Below are 20809 nucleotides of genomic sequence, written 5' to 3' on the forward strand. Positions count from 1 at the left end.
TAAAGAGAAATGAGTCGTAAAAATAGAGCTCCAAAACGTGACGTATTGCCAGATCCGCTTTACAATTCACAATTAGTTACTCGTCTTATCAACCGCGTTATGCTTGACGGTAAACGTGGTACAGCTGCTTCAATCGTTTACGGTGCTTTTGAACAAATCAAAGAAGTTACTGGTAACGATGCACTTGAAGTATTTGAAACAGCTATGGAAAACATCATGCCTGTACTTGAAGTACGTGCACGTCGTGTTGGTGGTTCTAACTACCAAGTCCCAGTTGAAGTTCGTCCAGAACGTCGTACAACACTTGGACTTCGTTGGTTGGTAACAATCGCTCGCCTTCGTGGTGAACACACAATGCAAGACCGTCTTGCAAAAGAAATCTTGGATGCTGCTAACAACACTGGTGCAGCAGTTAAGAAACGTGAAGACACTCACCGTATGGCTGAAGCTAACCGTGCCTTCGCACACTTCCGTTGGTAAAATCATGATGCTAGGAACGGCAAGGATGCAAAGTGAAAATAGGAAACTGACGCAGTATTCGACGAATACAAGGAAGTTTATCTTTTTCACACAGCATCCCGTTCCGGCTCAAATCAGTTAACTTGAGCTTTTAGCCCGGGTCCAATTGAGCTACTATCGGCTAGCTAACTTTAGCCCGAGTTCAATTCAACTTGTCTACAAGTTGAAACCAACCATAACAAGATAAACATTGAGAACGGGTAGGTCCTGCCTATCCGTTTTTATTAAATCGTGTTATAATAAAATAGAAATAAAAAAATATAGGAGAAACAAACCTCATGGCACGCGAATTTTCACTTGAAAAAACTCGTAATATCGGTATCATGGCTCACGTCGATGCTGGTAAAACAACTACAACTGAGCGTATCCTTTACTACACTGGTAAGATTCACAAAATCGGTGAAACTCACGAAGGTGCGTCACAAATGGACTGGATGGAGCAAGAGCAAGAACGTGGTATCACTATCACATCTGCCGCTACAACAGCTCAATGGAAAGACACTCGTGTAAACATCATCGACACACCAGGACACGTGGACTTCACTATCGAAGTTCAACGTTCACTCCGCGTTTTGGACGGTGCTGTAACCGTTCTTGACTCACAATCAGGTGTTGAACCTCAAACTGAAACAGTTTGGCGTCAAGCAACTGAATACGGAGTTCCACGTATCGTATTTGCAAACAAGATGGATAAAATCGGTGCTGACTTCCTTTACTCAGTAAGCACACTTCATGACCGTCTTCAAGCAAACGCTCACCCAATTCAATTGCCAATCGGTGCTGAAGATGACTTCCGCGGAATCATTGACTTGATCAAGATGAAAGCTGAAATCTATACGAACGACCTTGGTACAGATATCCTTGAAGAAGATATTCCAGCTGAATACCTTGAACAAGCTCAAGAATACCGTGAAAAATTGGTTGAAGCAGTTGCTGAAACTGATGAAGACTTGATGATGAAATACCTTGAAGGGGAAGAAATCACAAACGAAGAATTGAAAGCTGGTATCCGTAAAGCAACAATCAACGTTGAATTCTACCCAGTACTTTGTGGTTCTGCCTTCAAGAACAAAGGGGTTCAATTGATGTTGGATGCAGTCCTTGACTACCTTCCAAGCCCACTTGATATCCCTGCAATCAAGGGTGTAAACCCAGATACAGACGAAGAAGAAGAACGTCCAGCATCTGATGATGAGCCATTTGCAGCTCTTGCCTTCAAGATCATGACTGACCCATTCGTAGGTCGTTTGACATTCTTCCGTGTTTACTCAGGTGTTCTTCAATCAGGTTCATACGTATTGAACACTTCTAAAGGTAAACGTGAACGTATCGGACGTATCCTTCAAATGCACGCCAACACTCGTAAAGAAATCGAAACAGTTTACTCTGGTGATATCGCTGCTGCCGTTGGTTTGAAAGATACAACAACTGGTGACTCATTGACAGATGAAAAAGCTAAAATCATCCTTGAGTCAATCAACGTTCCAGAACCAGTTATCCAATTGATGGTTGAGCCTAAATCTAAAGCAGACCAAGATAAGATGGGTATCGCCCTTCAAAAATTGGCTGAAGAAGATCCAACATTCCGCGTTGAAACTAACGTTGAAACTGGTGAAACAGTTATCTCTGGTATGGGTGAGCTTCACCTTGACGTCCTTGTTGACCGTATGCGTCGTGAGTTCAAAGTTGAAGCGAACGTAGGTGCTCCTCAAGTATCTTACCGTGAAACATTCCGCGCTTCTACTCAAGCACGTGGATTCTTCAAACGTCAGTCTGGTGGTAAAGGTCAGTTCGGTGATGTATGGATTGAATTTACTCCAAACGAAGAAGGAAAAGGATTCGAATTCGAAAACGCAATCGTCGGTGGTGTGGTTCCTCGTGAATTTATCCCAGCGGTTGAAAAAGGTTTGGTAGAATCTATGGCTAACGGTGTTCTTGCTGGTTACCCAATGGTTGACGTTAAAGCTAAGCTTTACGATGGTTCATACCACGATGTCGACTCATCTGAAACTGCCTTCAAGATCGCTGCATCTCTTGCACTTAAAGAAGCTGCTAAGACTGCACAACCAGCTATCCTTGAACCAATGATGCTTGTAACAATCACTGTTCCAGAAGAAAATCTTGGTGATGTTATGGGTCACGTAACTGCTCGTCGTGGACGTGTAGATGGTATGGAAGCACACGGTAACAGCCAAATCGTTCGTGCTTACGTTCCACTTGCTGAAATGTTTGGTTATGCAACAGTTCTTCGTTCTGCATCACAAGGACGTGGTACATTCATGATGGTATTCGACCACTACGAAGATGTACCTAAGTCAGTACAAGAAGAAATCATTAAGAAAAACAAAGGTGAAGAATAATTCACCGTCACTTTAAAAGAAGTCACTTTGTGGCTTCTTTTTCTGTTTGGTAGAAATAGGTAAAAGTGCCTCAAATATGGTAAAATAGAAGGAGTATATTGTGAGGAAAATGGATGTCAACCACTTTTGAAATTTTAATGAATCAGTTGGGAATACCCGCTGAAATGAGAAATCATGAGGCCTTCTCTCAGGCTGAAATAGAACAAGTTATTGTTCATAAACGAAGCAAAGTTTGGGAGTTTCGTTTTGTTTTTGAAAATATCTTGCCTTTTGAACTTTTTCTGGAGTTGAAAAGAGGTTTGAAGGATGAATTCTCAAAAACAGGAAATCAGGCTAGTTTTGAGATTAAAACGAGAAATCAGGAATTTTCTAGAGAACTTTTACAAGCCTACTATCGAGAGGCTTTTTCGGATGGTCCTTGTGCTAGTCAAGGTTTTCGTTCTATATATCAGAATTTTCAGGTTCGCTTTGAAAATGACCAGTTAATCATTGAAGCTTCTGAGGCGGCAGATACAGAGCATTTTAGAAAAAATCATCTGCCAAATCTTAGCAAACAGCTGGAACTTTTTGGCTTTCCTAAACTTTCCTGCAGTTTAGAAAAAAATGAAGAACTCACGAGGGAAGAGCAAGAGGCCTTTCAGACGGAAAATCAAATGATTATCCAAGCTGCCAATGAAGAAACACTTCGGGCTATGGAACAATTGGAACAGATGGCGCCGCCGCCTCCAGCTGAGGATAAGCCTGTCTTTGATTTTCAAGCCAAGAAGGCAGCTGCTAAGCCTAAACTTGATAAGGCAGAGATTACTCCTATGATCGAGGTCAATACTGAGGAAAATCGTCTGGTTTTTGAAGGAGTTGTCTTTGATGTTGAGCATAAGGTGACTAGAACGGGTCGTGTCTTGATTAACTTCAAGATGACGGACTATACTTCTAGTTTCTCTATGCAAAAATGGGTCAAGAATGAAGAAGAAGCCCAAAAATTTGACATGATCAAGAAAAACTCTTGGCTCCGTGTTCGAGGAAATGTTGAAGTCAATAATTTCACGCGAGACTTGACCATGAATGTGCAAGATGTCCAGGAAGTCGTTCACTATGAACGGAAAGACTTGATGCCAGAGGGGGAACGTCGTGTTGAGTTCCATGCGCACACCAATATGTCGACCATGGATGCTCTTCCTGAAGTTGAAGAACTCATTGCGACAGCTGCCAAATGGGGCCACAAAGCAGTGGCAATCACAGACCACGGCAATGTTCAGTCTTTCCCTCATGGTTATAAGGCAGCCAAGAAAGCTGGTATTCAGCTCATTTATGGAATGGAAGCCAATATCGTTGAGGATCGTGTTCCTATCGTCTATAACGAAGTGGAGGTGGATCTTTCTGAAGCTACCTATGTAGTCTTTGACGTGGAAACGACTGGTCTATCTGCCATCTATAATGATTTGATTCAGGTGGCGGCTTCCAAGATGTATAAGGGCAATATCATTGCTGAATTTGATGAATTTATCAATCCAGGGCATCACTTGTCAGCCTTTACTACGGAATTGACTGGAATTACGGATGACCATGTAAAAAATGCCAAACCCTTGGTTCAAGTTTTAAAAGAATTCCAAGAATTCTGTAAAGATACCGTTCTTGTAGCCCATAATGCAACCTTTGACGTTGGTTTTATGAATGCCAACTATGAGCGTCACGGTCTTCCAAAAATAACTCAGCCTGTTATCGATACGCTAGAGTTCGCTAGAAATCTCTATCCTGAGTACAAACGCCATGGTCTTGGACCCTTGACCAAACGTTTTGGTGTAGCTTTAGAACACCACCATATGGCCAACTATGATGCGGAAGCAACTGGCCGTCTGCTCTTTATCTTTATCAAAGAAGTAGCAGAAAAACACGGTGTGACGAACTTAGCACGATTAAACCTTGATTTAATCAGTCCAGATTCATATAAAAAAGCTCGTGTCAAGCATGCGACAATCTATGTGAAAAATCAAGTGGGCTTGAAAAATATCTTTAAACTGGTGTCTCTTTCAAATACCCAGTACTTTGAAGGAGTTCCACGGATTCCACGTACGGTGCTAGATGCCCATCGAGAAGGTTTGATCTTAGGTTCAGCCTGTACAGAAGGTGAAGTCTTTGATGCAGTCGTTTCACAAGGTGTAGATGCGGCAGTCGAAGTAGCTAAATACTATGACTTTATCGAGGTGATGCCTCCGGCAATCTATGCACCTCTGATTGCCAAAGAGCAGGTCAAGGACATGGAGGAGCTTCAGACCATTATCAAGAGCTTGATAGAGGTTGGAGAGTGTCTCGGTAAGCCAGTCCTTGTGACGGGGAATGTCCACTATATCGAACCTGAGGATGAGATTTATCGAGAAATCATCGTACGAAGTCTAGGTCAGGGGGCGATGATTAACCGAACGATCGGTCATGGGGAAGCTGCCCAACCAGCTCCGCTACCAAAGGCACACTTTAGAACGACCAATGAAATGTTGGATGAATTTGCCTTTCTAGGTGAAGATTTGGCTCGTAAGATTGTCATTGAAAATACCAATGCCATGGCAGAAATCTTTGAGCCTGTTGAGGTCGTTAAAGGCGACTTGTATACACCTTTTATCGACCAGGCAGAGGAAACGGTCGCCGAGTTAACCTATAAAAAAGCTTTTGAAATATATGGAAATCCGCTCCCAGATATCGTTGATTTACGGATTGAAAAGGAACTAACCTCTATCTTGGGGAATGGATTTGCCGTGATTTATCTGGCTTCCCAGATGCTAGTGCAGCGCTCCAACGAACGAGGCTACTTGGTTGGTTCTCGTGGGTCTGTTGGATCCAGTTTTGTTGCGACCATGATTGGGATCACCGAGGTTAATCCTCTTTCTCCTCACTATGTCTGTGGTCAGTGTCAGTACAGTGAGTTTATCACAGATGGTTCTTACGGTTCAGGGTTTGATATGCCAAATAAAGACTGTCCAAACTGTGGCCACAAACTCAGTAAGAATGGACAGGATATTCCTTTCGAGACCTTCCTTGGTTTTGACGGGGATAAGGTTCCCGATATCGATTTGAACTTCTCAGGTGAAGATCAACCGAGCGCCCATTTGGATGTTCGTGATATCTTTGGGGAAGAATATGCCTTCCGTGCAGGAACGGTTGGTACGGTGGCTGCTAAAACAGCTTATGGATTTGTCAAGGGCTACGAGCGTGACTATGGCAAGTTCTACCGTGAAGCCGAAGTAGAGCGCCTAGCCCAAGGAGCTGCCGGTGTCAAACGGACGACCGGTCAGCACCCAGGAGGAATCGTTGTTATCCCTAATTATATGGATGTCTATGACTTTACTCCAGTACAGTATCCTGCAGATGATGTAACTGCTGAATGGCAGACTACTCACTTTAACTTCCACGATATCGATGAGAACGTCCTCAAGCTCGATGTCCTAGGACATGATGATCCGACCATGATTCGGAAACTTCAGGACTTGTCAGGCATTGATCCAAATGATATCCCAATGGATGATCCTGGTGTCATGGCCCTTTTCTCAGGTACAGATATCCTAGGAGTGACACCTGAACAAATCGGGACTTCGACTGGTATGCTTGGTATTCCAGAGTTTGGGACTAACTTCGTACGTGGGATGGTGGATGAAACCCATCCGACGACCTTTGCGGAGCTGCTTCAACTTTCTGGGCTGTCTCACGGTACCGACGTTTGGTTGGGAAATGCTCAAGACTTGATTAAGACTGGAATTGCGGACCTATCAACCGTTATCGGATGTCGGGATGATATCATGGTTTACCTCATGCACGCAGGTTTAAATCCTAAGATGGCTTTTACTATCATGGAGCGAGTACGTAAGGGATTGTGGCTCAAAATCTCTGAAGAAGAGCGCAATGGTTATATCGAAGCCATGAAGGCCAATAATGTTCCTGAGTGGTATATCGAATCTTGTGGAAAAATCAAGTACATGTTCCCTAAAGCCCATGCGGCAGCCTACGTTATGATGGCCTTGCGTGTAGCCTACTTCAAGGTTCACCATCCGATTTATTACTACTGTGCTTACTTCTCAATCCGTGCCAAGGCCTTTGATATCAAGACTATGGGAGCGGGCTTGGATGCTATTAAACGCAAGATGCAAGAAATTGCTGAAAAACGCAAGAACAATGAAGCTTCCAACGTAGAAATTGACCTTTATACCACACTTGAAATCGTCAATGAGATGTGGGAACGTGGTTTCAAATTTGGGAAACTAGACCTCTATCGTAGTGATGCGACTGAATTTATCATCGATGGAGACACCCTCATCCCACCGTTTGTCGCTATGGATGGTCTTGGAGAGAACGTTGCCAAGCAATTGGTGCGCGCTCGTCAAGAGGGAGAATTCCTCTCTAAAACTGAACTCCGCAAGCGTGGAGGACTCTCCTCAACCTTGGTTGAAAAGATGGATGAAATGGGAATTCTCGGCAATATGCCAGAGGACAATCAGTTGAGTTTGTTTGATGATTTGTTTTAAGATAATAGATGGACAATATTTGTCCATCTATTTTAGTATACTTATAGTATAATAAAGAAAGAGGTTTAAATGATGAACAATACAGGATTAAATAACAATTATCAATTTGAAAATTTTATAGAAAAAGATGGTAATGATTTAGCAAAGAAAGGTGCCTTAGCAGTAATAGAGAACCTAGGATTAAAATATAATCCCCTTTATATTTATGGAAAATCGGGTTCAGGTAAAACACATCTCCTTCAAGCAATTGGAAATAAGGTTCTTGAGAACAATCCAGAAAAGCGAGTAAAATATATTTCTGCTGAAAACTTATTAGAAAATGAGCTAGAAATACAAAAAGTTAGAGATGCAAAATTAGACCTTCTTATCGTTGATGATATCCAGATATTGGGAGAAAAAGATGATATGATTAAAGAAAAATTCTTTAATCTATTTAATTCTCTACATGTTAAGGATAAGCAAATTGTTTTATCTAGTGACTCTGAACCAGATCAATTGAAAAATGTTCAATCTCGTTTGATTGCTCGTTTTAAGTGGGGAATGACGGTGTGTCTAACATCGCTTGAAAAATAATAAGAAGGACTGCAAATGAATGATCAAGAGAGACTACTAAACATTTTTTTACGTTTACAGTTAGGTACTTCATTAGGAAAAAAACAATTAGCCCAGGAATTTGAGGTTAGTGAAAAGACGATACAGAGAGATTTTTCGCTACTCCGTGATATTTTATCTAGTAACACCAGTTATAGTGGAGACTTGCTTTATAACCGTAAAACGAATAAGTATTGCTTAGCAAGTAAGTCAGTTTTTAATAAAAAGGATATTCTCGTTATTTCAAAGATTTTATTGGAAAATCGAGCACTGAATAAACCAGAAATTGATAGCTTACTAAAAAATTTACTTTCCTTAGTTCCTCGTGATGACCAAAAAGAAATTGAGCAGATCATTGGCAGTGAAAAACTTAACTATATTCCCTTAACGGATCAGCAAGATAGAGTAGAGAAAATTTGGGATTTATCGGAAGCTATTTTGCATGAACAGGTTCTAGATATTATCTATCAAAACCCGTATTCTGAGTCTTCTAAGAGGCAGACTGTTTTGCCAGTCTCTCTTTACTATGATAGTCATTATTTCTATCTGGTTGTATACCAGTTGAAATATGAGACTTATATTACTTTAAGAGTAGACCGTATCCAGTCCTGGTCTCATAGTGATATAGAGAAACCCTCTATTTCTTATCGAGATAAATTTAGAGATGGAGACATTCGTAACGAGAGAGTAGACGCTTTTATTGGGAAAAGAATCAGAATTGAAATCGAGTACTTGTACGATCCGACTATTGTGATGGATCAATTTCCAAATGCAAAAATAGTTGGGAAAAATGGGGACTGGACTCATTTAAAATTTGAAAGTCAGCATACACCTGGGCTTAAAAGATGGTTACTCGGACAAGGGGAAGCAGTTACTGTTTTGTCTCCTCGGATTTTAGTAGAGGATATGAAGCAAACAATTCAAGAAATGATAGATAAATATAGATGAGGATGAAATGGAGATTCAATTTACTTCTAAAAAGGTTGGCGAACTATGGATAAATGATTTTTATTCAAACGTTATCAATCTTAAATGAACAAAAGTCATAATTACAAGATGCAGTAACTGATTGATTTTATTGTTCATTTTCTAAGTTCGGAAGAATGTTACACTATCTTTTCAGGAGTAGGACAGAACGAAATTTGCTAAAAATCGTACTATTTTACTCCTGCAATTATATACTGGTATTCTCAAATATAGAAAATTTATTGTAGTTGGTCTTAAATTGAGAAAAATAATATTATGTTCTACATAGACAATATTGATTTTACAATTTTTATATGCTATACTACCTCTGATGATTAATATATAATTAATAAAGAAGTAGAAAGGTGATGGAGATATGACTGAATGGATTGTTATTGATCAGTTTGGCAACATGATTGCACAAGGATTTTGGACAAAGGAAGCAGCAGAACAGTATTCAAAAAATATTCCTAATACAAGTGTTATTCAAAAGAATTAGCCACTCTTAACTACAGATTCATATGAATTTGTAGTTTTTTTAAAATACTATAAAGGCGGATAAAATGAGTATTCAATTTACTTCTAAAAAAGTTGGAGAACTATTGAAAGAAGAGGATTTGCGGATTCCTTCTTATCAAAGACCTTATAAATGGAACAGAAAGCATATCCGTAATCTTTTTTATGATCTACGAGATGCTATGGGGAAAAAGGAATATCAGGTTGGTTCTGTTATCTTGCATGAAAATGATGGATACTTAGATATTGTCGATGGACAGCAACGGCTAATTTCTATTTCCTTGTTTCTTTATTTACTAGATGATTTTGAGGATTATAAGGGTGCTAATCAACTACTAAGTGCTGAATTTGGAGAGCTATCTTGTTATCATGCGAGTGAAAATTATAATGAGTGGGAAAATTTGACTCAATTGGTTGGTGAGAATCAGGCAAAAGATATTTGTAACTTTCTATTGGAAAATTGTTCTGTCTCTGTGATTACTATGCCACAGGAACGATTATCAGAGGCCTTTCAGCTATTTGATTCTCAGAATAATCGTGGAAAATCTCTAGAACCTCATGATTTGCTCAAAGCCTATCATCTTCGTAAGCAAGATTCTGAAGATGAAAGAATTGTTGAAAAGTGGGAGCAATTTGTAGAAGATAAAGAGTTAAGTCTCAAAGAGTTATTTGATAAGCATCTTTTTCGTATGAGACGTTGGTCTAGGGGAGAAACAGGATTAACAAACAAGCGTTATGGCTCTTATCTACGATTTACAGAGGATTATATTGACGACTTTAAAGGCGTTGATTTGAATCAGAACTTTCCGTACCTAGAATTGTATCGTCATATTGAAAAATTTCCTCTTTCAATTACTATGCCAATCATTGATGGAAGTAAATTTTTTGAGTATATTGAATCTGCTCATGAAACTATTAAAGATCATAAAGATTTTTTAAATGAAAGGTTAGGATTTTTTGATGAGCCTGAAGAGGGAGAAAAAAATGTAGATTACCCAGAAGGCATGTTGAACATTTACAATAGCTCAAAGGGACGCTATCTCAAATGCTACAATCTGTTTCTAAATATTTGTTCGCTTTTTGCAGATAGATTTGGAAAAGATGAGCTATCAAAGGAGATAGTAGAGACCCTGTTTATTTGGTCTTACTACCCTAGAGTTAAGTCTAAAGCTATATATGATGCAACGGTAGGAAACTATGCTGCTGGTGGAAAGTTTAGACAAAAAGAGGCTCAAAAACTATTTCAACTTTTATCTCATGCTGTCACTCCGAATGATTTCATGGTCAAGATAGATAGAGAGTTATTTGAAAACTATACTGTGGACAAGATTATAGAAGAGGAAAAAGGTAAATGGTAAATGGTAGAAACACATATAAGCTTATCAGTTAATCGTTTGTTAAATGAAGATACCTATGCTATTCCTCTTTATCAGAGAAATTTTGCTTGGACTTATGATGAAATTGAGCAGTTACTGAATGATGTAGCAGATGCTTTTCAAGAAAACAGAGACAATTACTATATTGGAACATTAGTCGTTAATAAAGAGAATGACCTTTTCAAAATTATAGATGGGCAGCAGCGAACAACGGCCCTTAATTTGATTGCCTTAGCTTTGAAGCATGAGTTTGGTTTTGATAGATTGAAATCTGTTAATCTTATCTTCCCAGCTCGGAAGAAATCAAATGAGAATATTCAAAAGCTATTTATCAAGAAAAAAATTTCAGAGGATGATGAAAATGAGCTGACTAGAGGCTACGGACATGCTAAAGACGTATTGAAGGAAGTGTTAGGAAATCGCCAACTAGATTCTCAGTCTTTCGTTGATTATTTTTTTGATAAAGTTATTATTTTTCGGAGTATACTTCCTGAAGATTTAGATTTAAATCTTTATTTCGAACGTTTCAACTCCCGTGGAGAACAACTAGAGGCTCATGAGATTCTTAAGGCGCAAATGATGGCTAAGTTCGGTCCAGATCAAGAAATGGCTCAAAAGTTCGCAAGAATTTGGGATGCCTGTGCAGAGTTTGATAAACCGGTAATCAATGCATTTACAAAAAAAGCAAAGAAAAAGCATCCTGATGCAGAAAGAGAAAAAATATTTCCTTTGAATTGGATTAAAGGAAATAATTATCAGAATAGCTTTCTTTTAAACATTGATAAGTTCTTAAGTCAAATAGAAGTTCAGTCAACTAATAAGAAATCTTTATTATCTAGTATAGAAAATAAAGAATCTACAACAGTTAAAGTAATATCACATACGAATGAAGTGGAAAAATACAGAACGATTATAAACTTTGAAACATTTTTATTTTTCGTATATTATATAACATTTGGGAATATATCCCCTTCTGATATACAGCTAGATGATAAGAAATTATTAGAAACATTTGAAAATGTAACTAGTGTTAATACAAACATAGAAGATATTACATTGTTTATTAGGAATTTATTGAAATTAAAATTTATATTTGATAATTTGATCGTACGAATGTCACAAGAGACTAATAATAGAAGACAAGAAAATGATTGGTTTCTGCAGAAAGTTTATCGGAATGATTATAATAATAAAACTAGAGGAGATTTATTTGTTCAATATTATTATGATAAAAATTCTTTTGAAAAGTTCAATGATGATATTTTAATGCTCCAATCTATGTTTGCTGTGACCTTTACAGCCAATCGTGACAGTCGTTGGTTATATGAGATCTTGCAATTCCTCTTTAACCATATTGAAGAGTTAGATCAGCCAGAATTTGGTGCTCGGTTTAAGAATTTTCTTGAGAAAATGGCAGTGAGATATGCTGAAGAAAGTTTGTTTGACAAGGATGGAAATATCAAAAGATATGGCGCCATTCGTGTTTATGATTTCAATTTTATAGATTATGTTTTATGGAAAAATTGTTCGGATTTAAAAGGAAAGTATTCGAACGTTGAATTTGAAGATTTTAAGTTTACATATCGTCGTTCCATAGAGCACTGGTTTCCACAACATCCAAATAGTGATGAAATAGTTGAAAAGATTGATGATAAATTTTTGCACTCCTTCGGGAATCTTTGTATCATTACAGATAGTCAGAATTCGAAGTTTGGAAATTTAGTTCCAAGTGCAAAATACAATCAATGGCAAGATATATTTTATCGTCAAAGTTTAAAATTACAGATAATGGCAGAGATAACTTCTAAAAAAGATTCTGGTTGGGGTCCGGAACAAATAACAGAACTGGAAAAAGAGATTTTGACTAAGGTAAATGATTTTATAGAAAGCAAGTCATCAGAGCAACGATAATCATCTATTTAAAGAGGCTAACGTATATCTAATAGATTTACATTAGCCTTCTTTTTTGTTAAAATAGTCTATAGAAAGAGGGTGAGAGTATGTCAAAGACGAGTATGAGCATCCGTCTGGATAGTGAGGTTAAGGAGCAGGCCCAACAGGTGTTTAATAATCTGGGAATGGATATGACGACTGCCATCAATATTTTCCTTCGTCAAGCTATTCAATATCAGGGTTTACCTTTCGATGTTAGACTAGATGAGAATCGGAAATTGCTCCAAGTATTAACGGATTTAGACCAAAATCGTAATATGAGTCAGTCTTTTGAATCTGTCTCAGACTTGATGGAGGACTTGCGTGCTTAAGATTCGTTACCATAAACAGTTTAAAAAAGATTTTAAGTTGGCTATGAAGCGTGGGTTGAAGGCAGAATTATTAGAAGAAGTATTGAATTTTCTAGTTCAAGAAAAAGAACTTCCTGCTAGATATCGCGACCATCAATTGACGACGTCCAAACATTTTCAAGGGGTTCGTGAGTGTCATATCCAACCAGATTGGCTTTTGGTCTATAAGGTAGACAAGTCGGAATTGATTTTAAACTTGCTGAGGACAGGAAGTCATAGTGATTTATTTTAATATATTTTAAGGAGTTCAAGATGAAACTAAGAATTTTTGCGGAAGATAAACCGGCTGAGAAGGTGTTTGAGTATCAATTGGAACTTGCTGATCAGACAATTCTTCTATCGACAGCACTCTTGTCAGGTGCTATTGCTTTAGCAGGATTATTTTCTGCTTTGAAAGAAAAATAAAAATAGAAAAGAGAAACAAGATGGTTTTACCAAATTTTAAAGAAAATCTAGAAAAATACGCTAAGCTTTTGGTTGCAAACGGAGTGAACGTGCAACCTGGTCACACTTTGGCTCTCTCTATCGATGTGGAGCAACGCGAGTTGGCTCACTTAATCGTCAAAGAAGCCTATGCACTTGGAGCGCACGAAGTTATCGTTCAATGGGCAGATGATTTTGTAAACCGTGAGAAATTCCTTCACGCGCCGATGGAGCGTTTGGACAATGTACCAGAATACAAGATCGCTGAGATGAACTACCTTCTTGAAAACAAAGCAAGTCGTCTCGGTGTTCGTTCTTCTGATCCAGGTGCCTTGAACGGAGTGGATGCTGAAAAACTCTCAGCTTCTGCCAAAGCTATGGGAATTGCTATGAAGCCAATGCGTATCGCAACTCAATCCAACAAGGTTAGCTGGACTGTGGCGGCCGCTGCTGGACTTGAGTGGGCTAAGAAGGTCTTTCCTAATGCTGCAAGCGATGAAGAAGCAGTTGATCTCCTTTGGGACCAAATTTTCAAAACTTGCCGTGTCTACGAAGAAGATCCAGTTAAGGCTTGGGAAAAACATGCTGCTATCCTCAAGAGCAAGGCGCAAATGCTCAACAAAGAGCAATTCTCAGCTCTTCACTACACTGCTCCTGGAACAGACTTGACACTTGGCTTGCCTAAGAACCACGTTTGGGAATCTGCCGGAGCAATCAATGCTCAAGGCGAAGGTTTCTTGCCAAATATGCCAACAGAAGAGGTCTTTACAGCCCCTGATTTCCGTCGCGCAGATGGTTATGTAACGTCTACAAAACCTCTTAGCTACAATGGAAATATTATTGAAGGCATCAAAGTGACCTTTGAAAATGGTCAAATCGTTGATATCACAGCTGAAAAGGGTGACCAGGTTATGAAGGACCTTGTCTTTAAGAATGCTGGTGCGCGTGCCTTGGGTGAATGTGCCTTGGTACCAGATCCAAGTCCAATTTCACAGTCAGGCATTACCTTCTTTAACACCCTTTTCGATGAAAATGCTTCTAACCACTTGGCTATTGGTGCAGCTTACGCAACTAGCGTTGTTGGTGGAGCAGAGATGAGCGAAGAAGAGCTGGAAGCTGCAGGCCTCAACCGTTCAGATGTTCACGTTGACTTTATGATTGGTTCGAGCCAAATGGATATCGATGGTATCCGTGAGGATGGAACACGCGTACCACTCTTCCGCAATGGAGATTGGGCGATTTAAGGAGAAACTATGCTTGGAAGTATGTTTGTCGGCCTTTTAATCGGACTTCTAGCTGGGGCTATCACCAATCGCGGCGAACGAATGGGATGCTTCGGGAAAATGTTTCTGGGCTGGATTGGTGCCTTTTTAGGACAATTACTCTTTGGTGCTTGGGGACCAAGCCTAAACGGTACAGCCATTATCCCATCAGTTCTTGGGGCCATGATTTTATTAGCCATCTTCTGGGAAAGAGGAAGCTAGATTTAACTTGCTAGAATAGATAAAGAGGTTGGAAATCTTCCAGCTTCTTTTTATGGACTACAAAAAGACTGATATACGGCTAGCTTGGCTTTAAGTGACTGGTTCTTTTTATATTGCCTCAAGTATGGTACAATAAAAGCATGAGAATTCAACAATTACACTATATTATCAAAATTGTAGAGACTGGTTCGATGAATGAAGCTGCCAAGCAACTTTTCATTACTCAGCCTAGTCTGTCAAATGCAGTTCGTGACCTAGAAAATGAGATGGGAATTGAGATTTTTATTCGAAATCCCAAGGGAATCACCCTCACACGTGATGGGATGGAATTTTTGTCCTATGCCCGTCAGGTTGTTGAGCAAACTCAACTCCTAGAAGAACGTTATAAAAATCCGATCGCTCATCGTGAGCTTTTTAGTGTGTCTTCGCAACACTATGCTTTTGTGGTCAATGCCTTTGTTTCCTTGCTTAAGAAAAGCGATATGGAAAAGTACGAGCTTTTTTTGCGTGAAACCAGAACCTGGGAAATCATCGACGACGTCAAGAACTTCCGTAGTGAAGTAGGAGTCCTCTTTTTAAATAGCTATAACCGAGACGTCCTTTCGAAGATGTTGGATGATAACCATCTAGTTGCTCATCATCTCTTTACAGCCCAGCCCCATATCTTTGTCAGCAAGTCCAACCCTCTTGCCAAAAGAGACAAGGTGCAGTTGGCAGATCTAGAAGACTTCCCATATTTGAGCTATGACCAAGGGACCCATAATTCCTTCTACTTCTCAGAAGAGATCTTGTCACAGGAACACCACAAGAAATCCATCGTGGTTAGTGACCGTGCGACCTTGTTCAATCTCTTGATTGGTTTGGACGGCTATACCATCGCGACTGGTATCCTCAATAGTAATCTTAATGGAGACAATATCGTTTCGATTCCACTGGATATTGATGATCCCATTGAGCTGGTTTATATCCAGCATGAAAAGACAAGCTTGTCTAAGATGGGTGAACGCTTCATCGAATACCTTCTTGAAGAAGTTCGCTTTGATAGCTAATGAATTCTATTAGAAAAGAAAAGGAAAAATGACACCAATGAATACCAATGATTTTGATTTCCACTTGCCAGAGGAATTGATTGCACAAACACCTCTGGAAAAGCGCGATGCCTCTAAACTCTTGATAGTCAATCGCAAAACAGGAGAATTTCAAGATCGCCATTTTCACTCTATTATCGAGATGCTAGAGCCAGGTGATGCCCTAGTTATGAATGATACACGTGTTCTGCCAGCTCGACTTCATGGTCAGAAGGAAGAAACAGGTGGACACGTTGAACTCTTGCTCTTGAAAAATACGGCAGGAGACGAATGGGAAGTCTTGGCGAAGCCAGCCAAACGTCTCAAGGTCGGTGCCCGAGTTGTCTTTGGTGATGGTCGCCTAAGCGCAGTCGTGACCGAGGAATTAACCCATGGAGGCCGTATTGTCCGTTTTGAGTATGAAGGGATTTTCCTAGAAGTGCTTGAAAGTCTGGGAGAAATGCCTTTGCCACCATATATCCATGAAAAATTGGATGACCGCGAACGGTACCAAACAGTCTATGCCAAGGAGAGTGGCTCAGCTGCTGCCCCAACTGCTGGTCTGCATTTTACCAAAGAATTACTAGAAGAAATCCAGAAAAAAGGAGTTCATCTTGTCTACTTGACTTTGCACGTTGGACTTGGAACCTTTAGACCTGTTTCAGTCGACAATCTAGATGAACACGAGATGCACTCAGAGTTTTACCAACTGTCTGAGGAAGCTGCAGCGACCTTGCGTCAGGTCAAAGAAAATGGTGGCCGTGTCATTGCTGTGGGGACAACCTCTATCCGTACTCTCGAAACCATCGGGACAAAGTTTGATGGCAAAATCCAAGCAGACTCTGGTTGGACCAATATCTTTATCAAGCCAGGATATGACTGGAAGGTTGTGGATGCTTTTTCTACTAATTTCCATTTGCCTAAGTCTACTTTGGTCATGCTTGTCTCAGCCTTTGCAGGCCGTGAATTGGTCCTCGAAGCCTATCAGCATGCTATCGATGAAAAATACCGTTTCTTTAGCTTTGGCGATGCCATGTTTATCTACTAAAAATAGAAGTGCTAATTCCTGATTGGATTAGCCTTTTTTGATATCAGATAGCTATTGAATTAATGCTAAATAAATGATACACTGAAGACTATAGGTTAGCCGTCAAAAATATATGTAATTTCAGGCTAGGCATTTTAGATACAGATGAAACTGTATCATCATTTTAAAAGGAGATTATCATGAAAAAAACATTGCGCTACACCAGTCTTTCAGCTCTTACCTTGTTGGCTGCGGTGACACTTGCTGCTTGTGGAGGAAATGCTGAAAAAACTACAGCATCTTCAAGCAAAGAGGCTTCTTCTAAAGTAACTAAGGAGTCATCAAGTAAAACAGAAGCTAGTCAAAAAGAGGAGCAGAAGTCTGAGACGAGCCCATCAAGTTCCGCAAGCACTCAAACGGATAAGAAGGAAGAGAAGAAAAAAACTCCAGAAGCTTACGCAAAATTCCTTGGAACGTGGGAAAACTATGCTGGAACAACAGCGACAGTTACAGCGGATGGAATCGTGACCATTCAAAGTTCAAAAGGAACCTTCCAGTATGAAATGGGGCAAGTAGAGGAAAAAGATGGCTACTATTCAACAGGAATCCATCTTGTTGATGGTGGAGAAGGTGCACGCCTCATCTATACACCAGCAGGTGTAGCAAATGAATTGACTGGTACGGATGGTAGCCAAGATGTCTTGGCAATTGGCCAATCACCAAGCGACAAAGATAGTCATTTTTACCGTAATTAAGAGTGAAAAGAAGAAGTGAGTCATACTGATGGCTCGCTTTTTTATCAAATAAACATAATTTAAATAGCTATTAAAATTTATATGAATCCTATTAGGAATATTTTCAGAATTTTTCCACCTGTTGAAAATAATTAAAGAAAACTATAAAAGCTTGTCTTTTAAAGAGCGATATGGTAAAATAACCTCGAATATAACAATAGTAATATAGGAGATAACGAATGAAAAGAATGTTTTCTGAATCTAAAGAACGTTTTTCTATTCGAAAGTACACTATCGGTGTTGCTTCCGTGTTGTTGTCAACACTGATATTTGTGGAAGGAAACGTTTATGCGGACGAAGTGAAGAATAATACAGATTCACAAACTTCAGTTGTCGCACAAGAGAATCAAGGCGAGAGACACAAGGAATCTGGTCTTGAAGCAAATGAAGCTGTAGCACCAGCTAGCACTAGTGCTACACCAGCTGAGTCGACCTCTCCAACTTCACAAGCTAGTGCCGAAAACTCTGCAAATGTGATTAAAGAGGAAAAGACTGAAAGACAATCAAATGAAGCTGTAGCACCAGCTAGCACTAGCGCTACACCAGCTGAGTCGACCTCTCCAACTTCACAAGCTAGTGCCGAAAACTCTGCAAATGTGATTAAAGAGGAAAAGACTGAAAGACAATCAAATGAGGTTGCAACACCAGCTAGCACTAGTGTTGCACCAGTTGAGTCAGCTTCTCCAACTTCAAAAGCCAATGCCGAAGCCTCTTCATCTGCGGCTAGCGAGAAAAAAACTGAATCACAACCTACAACTAGATCAAGACGGTCTAAAAGAGAACTGCCTTCATCAGGTGGTGCAACAACCTATGTAAAAACAGGTAATACGATTACCGTACAAAATCCAGATGTTGAAGTGAATTTTCCAAATGGTAACGGATTGTATGCCCCAGTAGAAACTGTCATTCGCATGAATATGCCTGATAGTTTAACCATCAATCGCAATGATAAACTGGTAGTTGATATCCCAGATGCTATTAGAATTCCTACAAGTTTGCACTATGATGTGACGGGACCAGGTGGTCAAGTTATCGGGAATGCTTTCTTGGATTCAGTCAATAATAAAGTGATCACCACTTTTACAGATTACTTTGAAAAAAATAATCTTGGAAAAAATTATACGTTAAACATTAGTACAGGTTGGAAATCAACTGTTAAACCAAATGTTCCAACGGAACTCAATTTCAGTGGAACCAAGATTACGGTAACAGTAGGCCCCGAAAATGCTCCAACACCAGCAGCAAAATCAAAGGTTGAAAAATACGGAGAAGCAGTAACAGGACATCCTGAATTAATCAAATGGACCATCCGTGTAAATGCAGGAAGTCTAGTAGCTCCACAGGTTTTAAACAACTACCAATTGATTGATAGTCTTCCAGATGATCAGGAATTGGTTCAAGATGGTGATCCAGTATTAACAGAGTTTGATAATAAAACAAAAGCAACATGGCGAGCAGGGCATGCAACACCAATTCCTGACGATCATGTGGATTTGTGGAATGGAAAAGCTCTTAGAGCCGAAAAGGTTCAGTCAATTTCACCGTGGGTATCTAAAGGAAATGCAATTCAATTATTAGAAAACATCAAAACAAGTTCGTCTGGTTTTTCATTCAAGATAGCACAACTGAACGAAATGATTTACGTCCGTTATATGACTAGATTGAAGAATGTTTCAGCAAGCCCTACACTTGAAGAATTGCAACAAAAACACGGAAATGATATTAAAATCACCTATAACAATGGAGAAGAGTATAGTTACCAAGCAACTTTTGCCTTTAAGGCAGGGGGATCTGGCTCAGCTACAAAAGCAAAAAAACCAGCAAGGGTCGATTTATCATTTACGAAACAATTGGAAGGAAGAAATTTAAAACGTGGCGAGTTCACTTTTAATTTGATTGACGATAGTACGGGTCAAGTTGTTGACACTCAAAAAAATGATAGTTTGGGAAATATTACTTTTGATCCACTCTTGTTTAATTCTGTAGGGACCTATCATTATACAGTAGAAGAAGTTATCCCATCTACTAAAGAGCTTGGTATGACTTATGATCCAATGAAAGCTAACGTAACAATCACGGTAAATGCTAACGGAGATTCCTACGTAGCTCAAACATCTCTGCCAAATGATACAGAGTTCAACAATACCTTCAAATCATCTCCTGTTAAGGTAAATCTGGAATTTAATAAAGAGCTCTCAAATGGTAGATTGAATGCTGGTGACTTTAGCTTCACATTGACCGGTGATAATAATGTAAATGAAACTGTTACTAACAAGGCTGATGGGAAAGTTAACTTCAGTGAACTGTCATTCGATAAAGTTGGCGTTTACAACTACACTGTTAAAGAAGTGAAGGGTAACAAACCTGATGTAGACTACGATGAAATGACTGTCGCAGTTAAGGTGACTGTAACAAAAGATGAGGATTCAGGTCTGTTAACTGCCAAAACAGAGATGACTGCAACAGGTGGTGAAGCAACAGGTACAGATGATACAACTTTCAATAATCACGTTGTTGCTCCTGTCACTGCACAATTTGACTTCACTAAAGCTCTTGCAGGTCGTCAGTTGAATGCTGGTGAATTTAGCTTTGAGTTGGTAGACCCAAGCGATACTTCAACAGATCCAAACGGAAAAGTTCTTCAAACGAAGACAAATGATGCCAATGGACTTGTGAAATTTGATGCTCTTACCTTCAAGAATGGTCAAGAAGGAACGCATAAGTACATCGTACGTGAGGTTCAAGGTTCACTTACTGGGGTAACTTATGACCCAATGAAGGCAGAGGTGACAGTGACTGTAACGAAAGCAGGTCATACCCTTACAGCAACCAAAGCCCTTCCAACAGATACAGAGTTCAATAATATCTTCACACC

The 20809-nt window shown here is 39.5% G+C and carries 17 protein-coding genes; all 17 read left to right on the forward strand.

Features of this window, described 5'->3' with window-relative positions:
• The first annotated feature begins 9 nt into the window (after positions 1–9).
• Entirely contained in the window at positions 10–480 is a 471-nt protein-coding gene (rpsG, locus tag O3633_RS09880; protein ID WP_000087876.1) for a 30S ribosomal protein S7, read from the forward strand.
• Positions 481–797: 317 nt separating this feature from the next.
• Positions 798–2879 (forward strand): elongation factor G, encoded by a 2082-nt coding sequence (gene fusA, locus O3633_RS09885; protein ID WP_049530761.1) that lies wholly within the window; start codon positions 798–800, stop codon positions 2877–2879.
• Between the two features lie 113 nt (positions 2880–2992).
• Positions 2993–7387, forward strand: coding sequence for a PolC-type DNA polymerase III (locus O3633_RS09890; RefSeq protein ID WP_371621167.1), 4395 nt, complete (start codon positions 2993–2995; stop codon positions 7385–7387).
• Between the two features lie 69 nt (positions 7388–7456).
• The gene (locus tag O3633_RS09895; RefSeq protein ID WP_371621168.1) at positions 7457–7960 is read left to right on the forward strand and encodes a DnaA ATPase domain-containing protein; all 504 of its coding nucleotides are present in this window, start codon (positions 7457–7459) and stop codon (positions 7958–7960) included.
• A 15-nt stretch (positions 7961–7975) separates the two neighbouring features.
• Complete coding sequence (locus O3633_RS09900; protein ID WP_371621169.1) at positions 7976–8926, forward strand: helix-turn-helix transcriptional regulator; 951 nt, start codon at positions 7976–7978, stop codon at positions 8924–8926.
• A gap of 394 nt (positions 8927–9320) precedes the next feature.
• Positions 9321–9443, forward strand: a complete 123-nt coding sequence (locus tag O3633_RS09905; RefSeq protein ID WP_257375148.1) for a hypothetical protein — start codon at positions 9321–9323, stop codon at positions 9441–9443.
• A gap of 64 nt (positions 9444–9507) precedes the next feature.
• Complete coding sequence (locus O3633_RS09910; RefSeq protein WP_371621170.1) at positions 9508–10818, forward strand: DUF262 domain-containing protein; 1311 nt, start codon at positions 9508–9510, stop codon at positions 10816–10818.
• Positions 10819–12747 (forward strand): DUF262 domain-containing protein, encoded by a 1929-nt coding sequence (locus tag O3633_RS09915; protein ID WP_371621171.1) that lies wholly within the window; start codon positions 10819–10821, stop codon positions 12745–12747.
• Between the two features lie 89 nt (positions 12748–12836).
• Positions 12837–13100 carry a type II toxin-antitoxin system RelB/DinJ family antitoxin gene (locus O3633_RS09920; RefSeq protein WP_000047860.1) on the forward strand — a complete coding sequence of 88 codons (264 nt, stop codon included), beginning with the start codon at positions 12837–12839 and terminating at the stop codon, positions 13098–13100.
• Positions 13093–13371, forward strand: coding sequence for a type II toxin-antitoxin system YafQ family toxin (locus O3633_RS09925; protein WP_023027649.1), 279 nt, complete (start codon positions 13093–13095; stop codon positions 13369–13371). The genes O3633_RS09920 and O3633_RS09925 overlap by 8 nt, the downstream gene beginning before the upstream one ends.
• Positions 13372–13391: 20 nt before the next feature.
• Positions 13392–13544, forward strand: coding sequence for a hypothetical protein (locus tag O3633_RS09930; RefSeq protein WP_000776626.1), 153 nt, complete (start codon positions 13392–13394; stop codon positions 13542–13544).
• Between the two features lie 20 nt (positions 13545–13564).
• Positions 13565–14806: an aminopeptidase gene (locus O3633_RS09935; protein WP_371621172.1), complete on the forward strand. Its 1242-nt coding sequence runs from the start codon at positions 13565–13567 to the stop codon at positions 14804–14806.
• A gap of 9 nt (positions 14807–14815) precedes the next feature.
• On the forward strand, positions 14816–15046 hold the full coding sequence (locus O3633_RS09940; protein WP_371621173.1) for a GlsB/YeaQ/YmgE family stress response membrane protein: 231 nt from the start codon (positions 14816–14818) through the stop codon (positions 15044–15046).
• Between the two features lie 140 nt (positions 15047–15186).
• Positions 15187–16095 carry a LysR family transcriptional regulator gene (locus O3633_RS09945; RefSeq protein WP_254726727.1) on the forward strand — a complete coding sequence of 303 codons (909 nt, stop codon included), beginning with the start codon at positions 15187–15189 and terminating at the stop codon, positions 16093–16095.
• Positions 16096–16132: 37 nt separating this feature from the next.
• A complete protein-coding gene (gene queA, locus O3633_RS09950; protein ID WP_371621177.1) occupies positions 16133–17161 on the forward strand; it encodes a tRNA preQ1(34) S-adenosylmethionine ribosyltransferase-isomerase QueA in 1029 nt (342 codons plus the stop codon).
• 179 nt (positions 17162–17340) lie between these two features.
• Entirely contained in the window at positions 17341–17895 is a 555-nt protein-coding gene (locus tag O3633_RS09955) for a DUF6287 domain-containing protein (protein WP_371621174.1), read from the forward strand.
• A 218-nt stretch (positions 17896–18113) separates the two neighbouring features.
• Positions 18114–20809: Spy0128 family protein (locus O3633_RS09960; protein ID WP_371621175.1), on the forward strand; the 2696-nt coding region annotated here is incomplete at its 3' end.

Origin of the sequence: Streptococcus sp. 27098_8_22 (assembly GCF_041432415.1) — a bacterium.
Taxonomy (GTDB): domain Bacteria; phylum Bacillota; class Bacilli; order Lactobacillales; family Streptococcaceae; genus Streptococcus; species Streptococcus pseudopneumoniae_M.

Coding starts and splice junctions, on each gene's coding strand:
- rpsG (WP_000087876.1), top strand. CDS start 10: ATGAGTCGTAAAAATAGAGCTCCAAAACGTGACGTATTGCCAGATCCG.
- queA (WP_371621177.1), top strand. CDS start 16,133: ATGAATACCAATGATTTTGATTTCCACTTGCCAGAGGAATTGATTGCA.
- O3633_RS09945 (WP_254726727.1), top strand. CDS start 15,187: ATGAGAATTCAACAATTACACTATATTATCAAAATTGTAGAGACTGGT.
- O3633_RS09905 (WP_257375148.1), top strand. CDS start 9,321: ATGACTGAATGGATTGTTATTGATCAGTTTGGCAACATGATTGCACAA.
- O3633_RS09915 (WP_371621171.1), top strand. CDS start 10,819: ATGGTAGAAACACATATAAGCTTATCAGTTAATCGTTTGTTAAATGAA.
- O3633_RS09890 (WP_371621167.1), top strand. CDS start 2,993: ATGTCAACCACTTTTGAAATTTTAATGAATCAGTTGGGAATACCCGCT.
- O3633_RS09935 (WP_371621172.1), top strand. CDS start 13,565: ATGGTTTTACCAAATTTTAAAGAAAATCTAGAAAAATACGCTAAGCTT.
- O3633_RS09930 (WP_000776626.1), top strand. CDS start 13,392: ATGAAACTAAGAATTTTTGCGGAAGATAAACCGGCTGAGAAGGTGTTT.
- O3633_RS09910 (WP_371621170.1), top strand. CDS start 9,508: ATGAGTATTCAATTTACTTCTAAAAAAGTTGGAGAACTATTGAAAGAA.
- O3633_RS09895 (WP_371621168.1), top strand. CDS start 7,457: ATGATGAACAATACAGGATTAAATAACAATTATCAATTTGAAAATTTT.
- fusA (WP_049530761.1), top strand. CDS start 798: ATGGCACGCGAATTTTCACTTGAAAAAACTCGTAATATCGGTATCATG.
- O3633_RS09900 (WP_371621169.1), top strand. CDS start 7,976: ATGAATGATCAAGAGAGACTACTAAACATTTTTTTACGTTTACAGTTA.
- O3633_RS09940 (WP_371621173.1), top strand. CDS start 14,816: ATGCTTGGAAGTATGTTTGTCGGCCTTTTAATCGGACTTCTAGCTGGG.
- O3633_RS09955 (WP_371621174.1), top strand. CDS start 17,341: ATGAAAAAAACATTGCGCTACACCAGTCTTTCAGCTCTTACCTTGTTG.
- O3633_RS09920 (WP_000047860.1), top strand. CDS start 12,837: ATGTCAAAGACGAGTATGAGCATCCGTCTGGATAGTGAGGTTAAGGAG.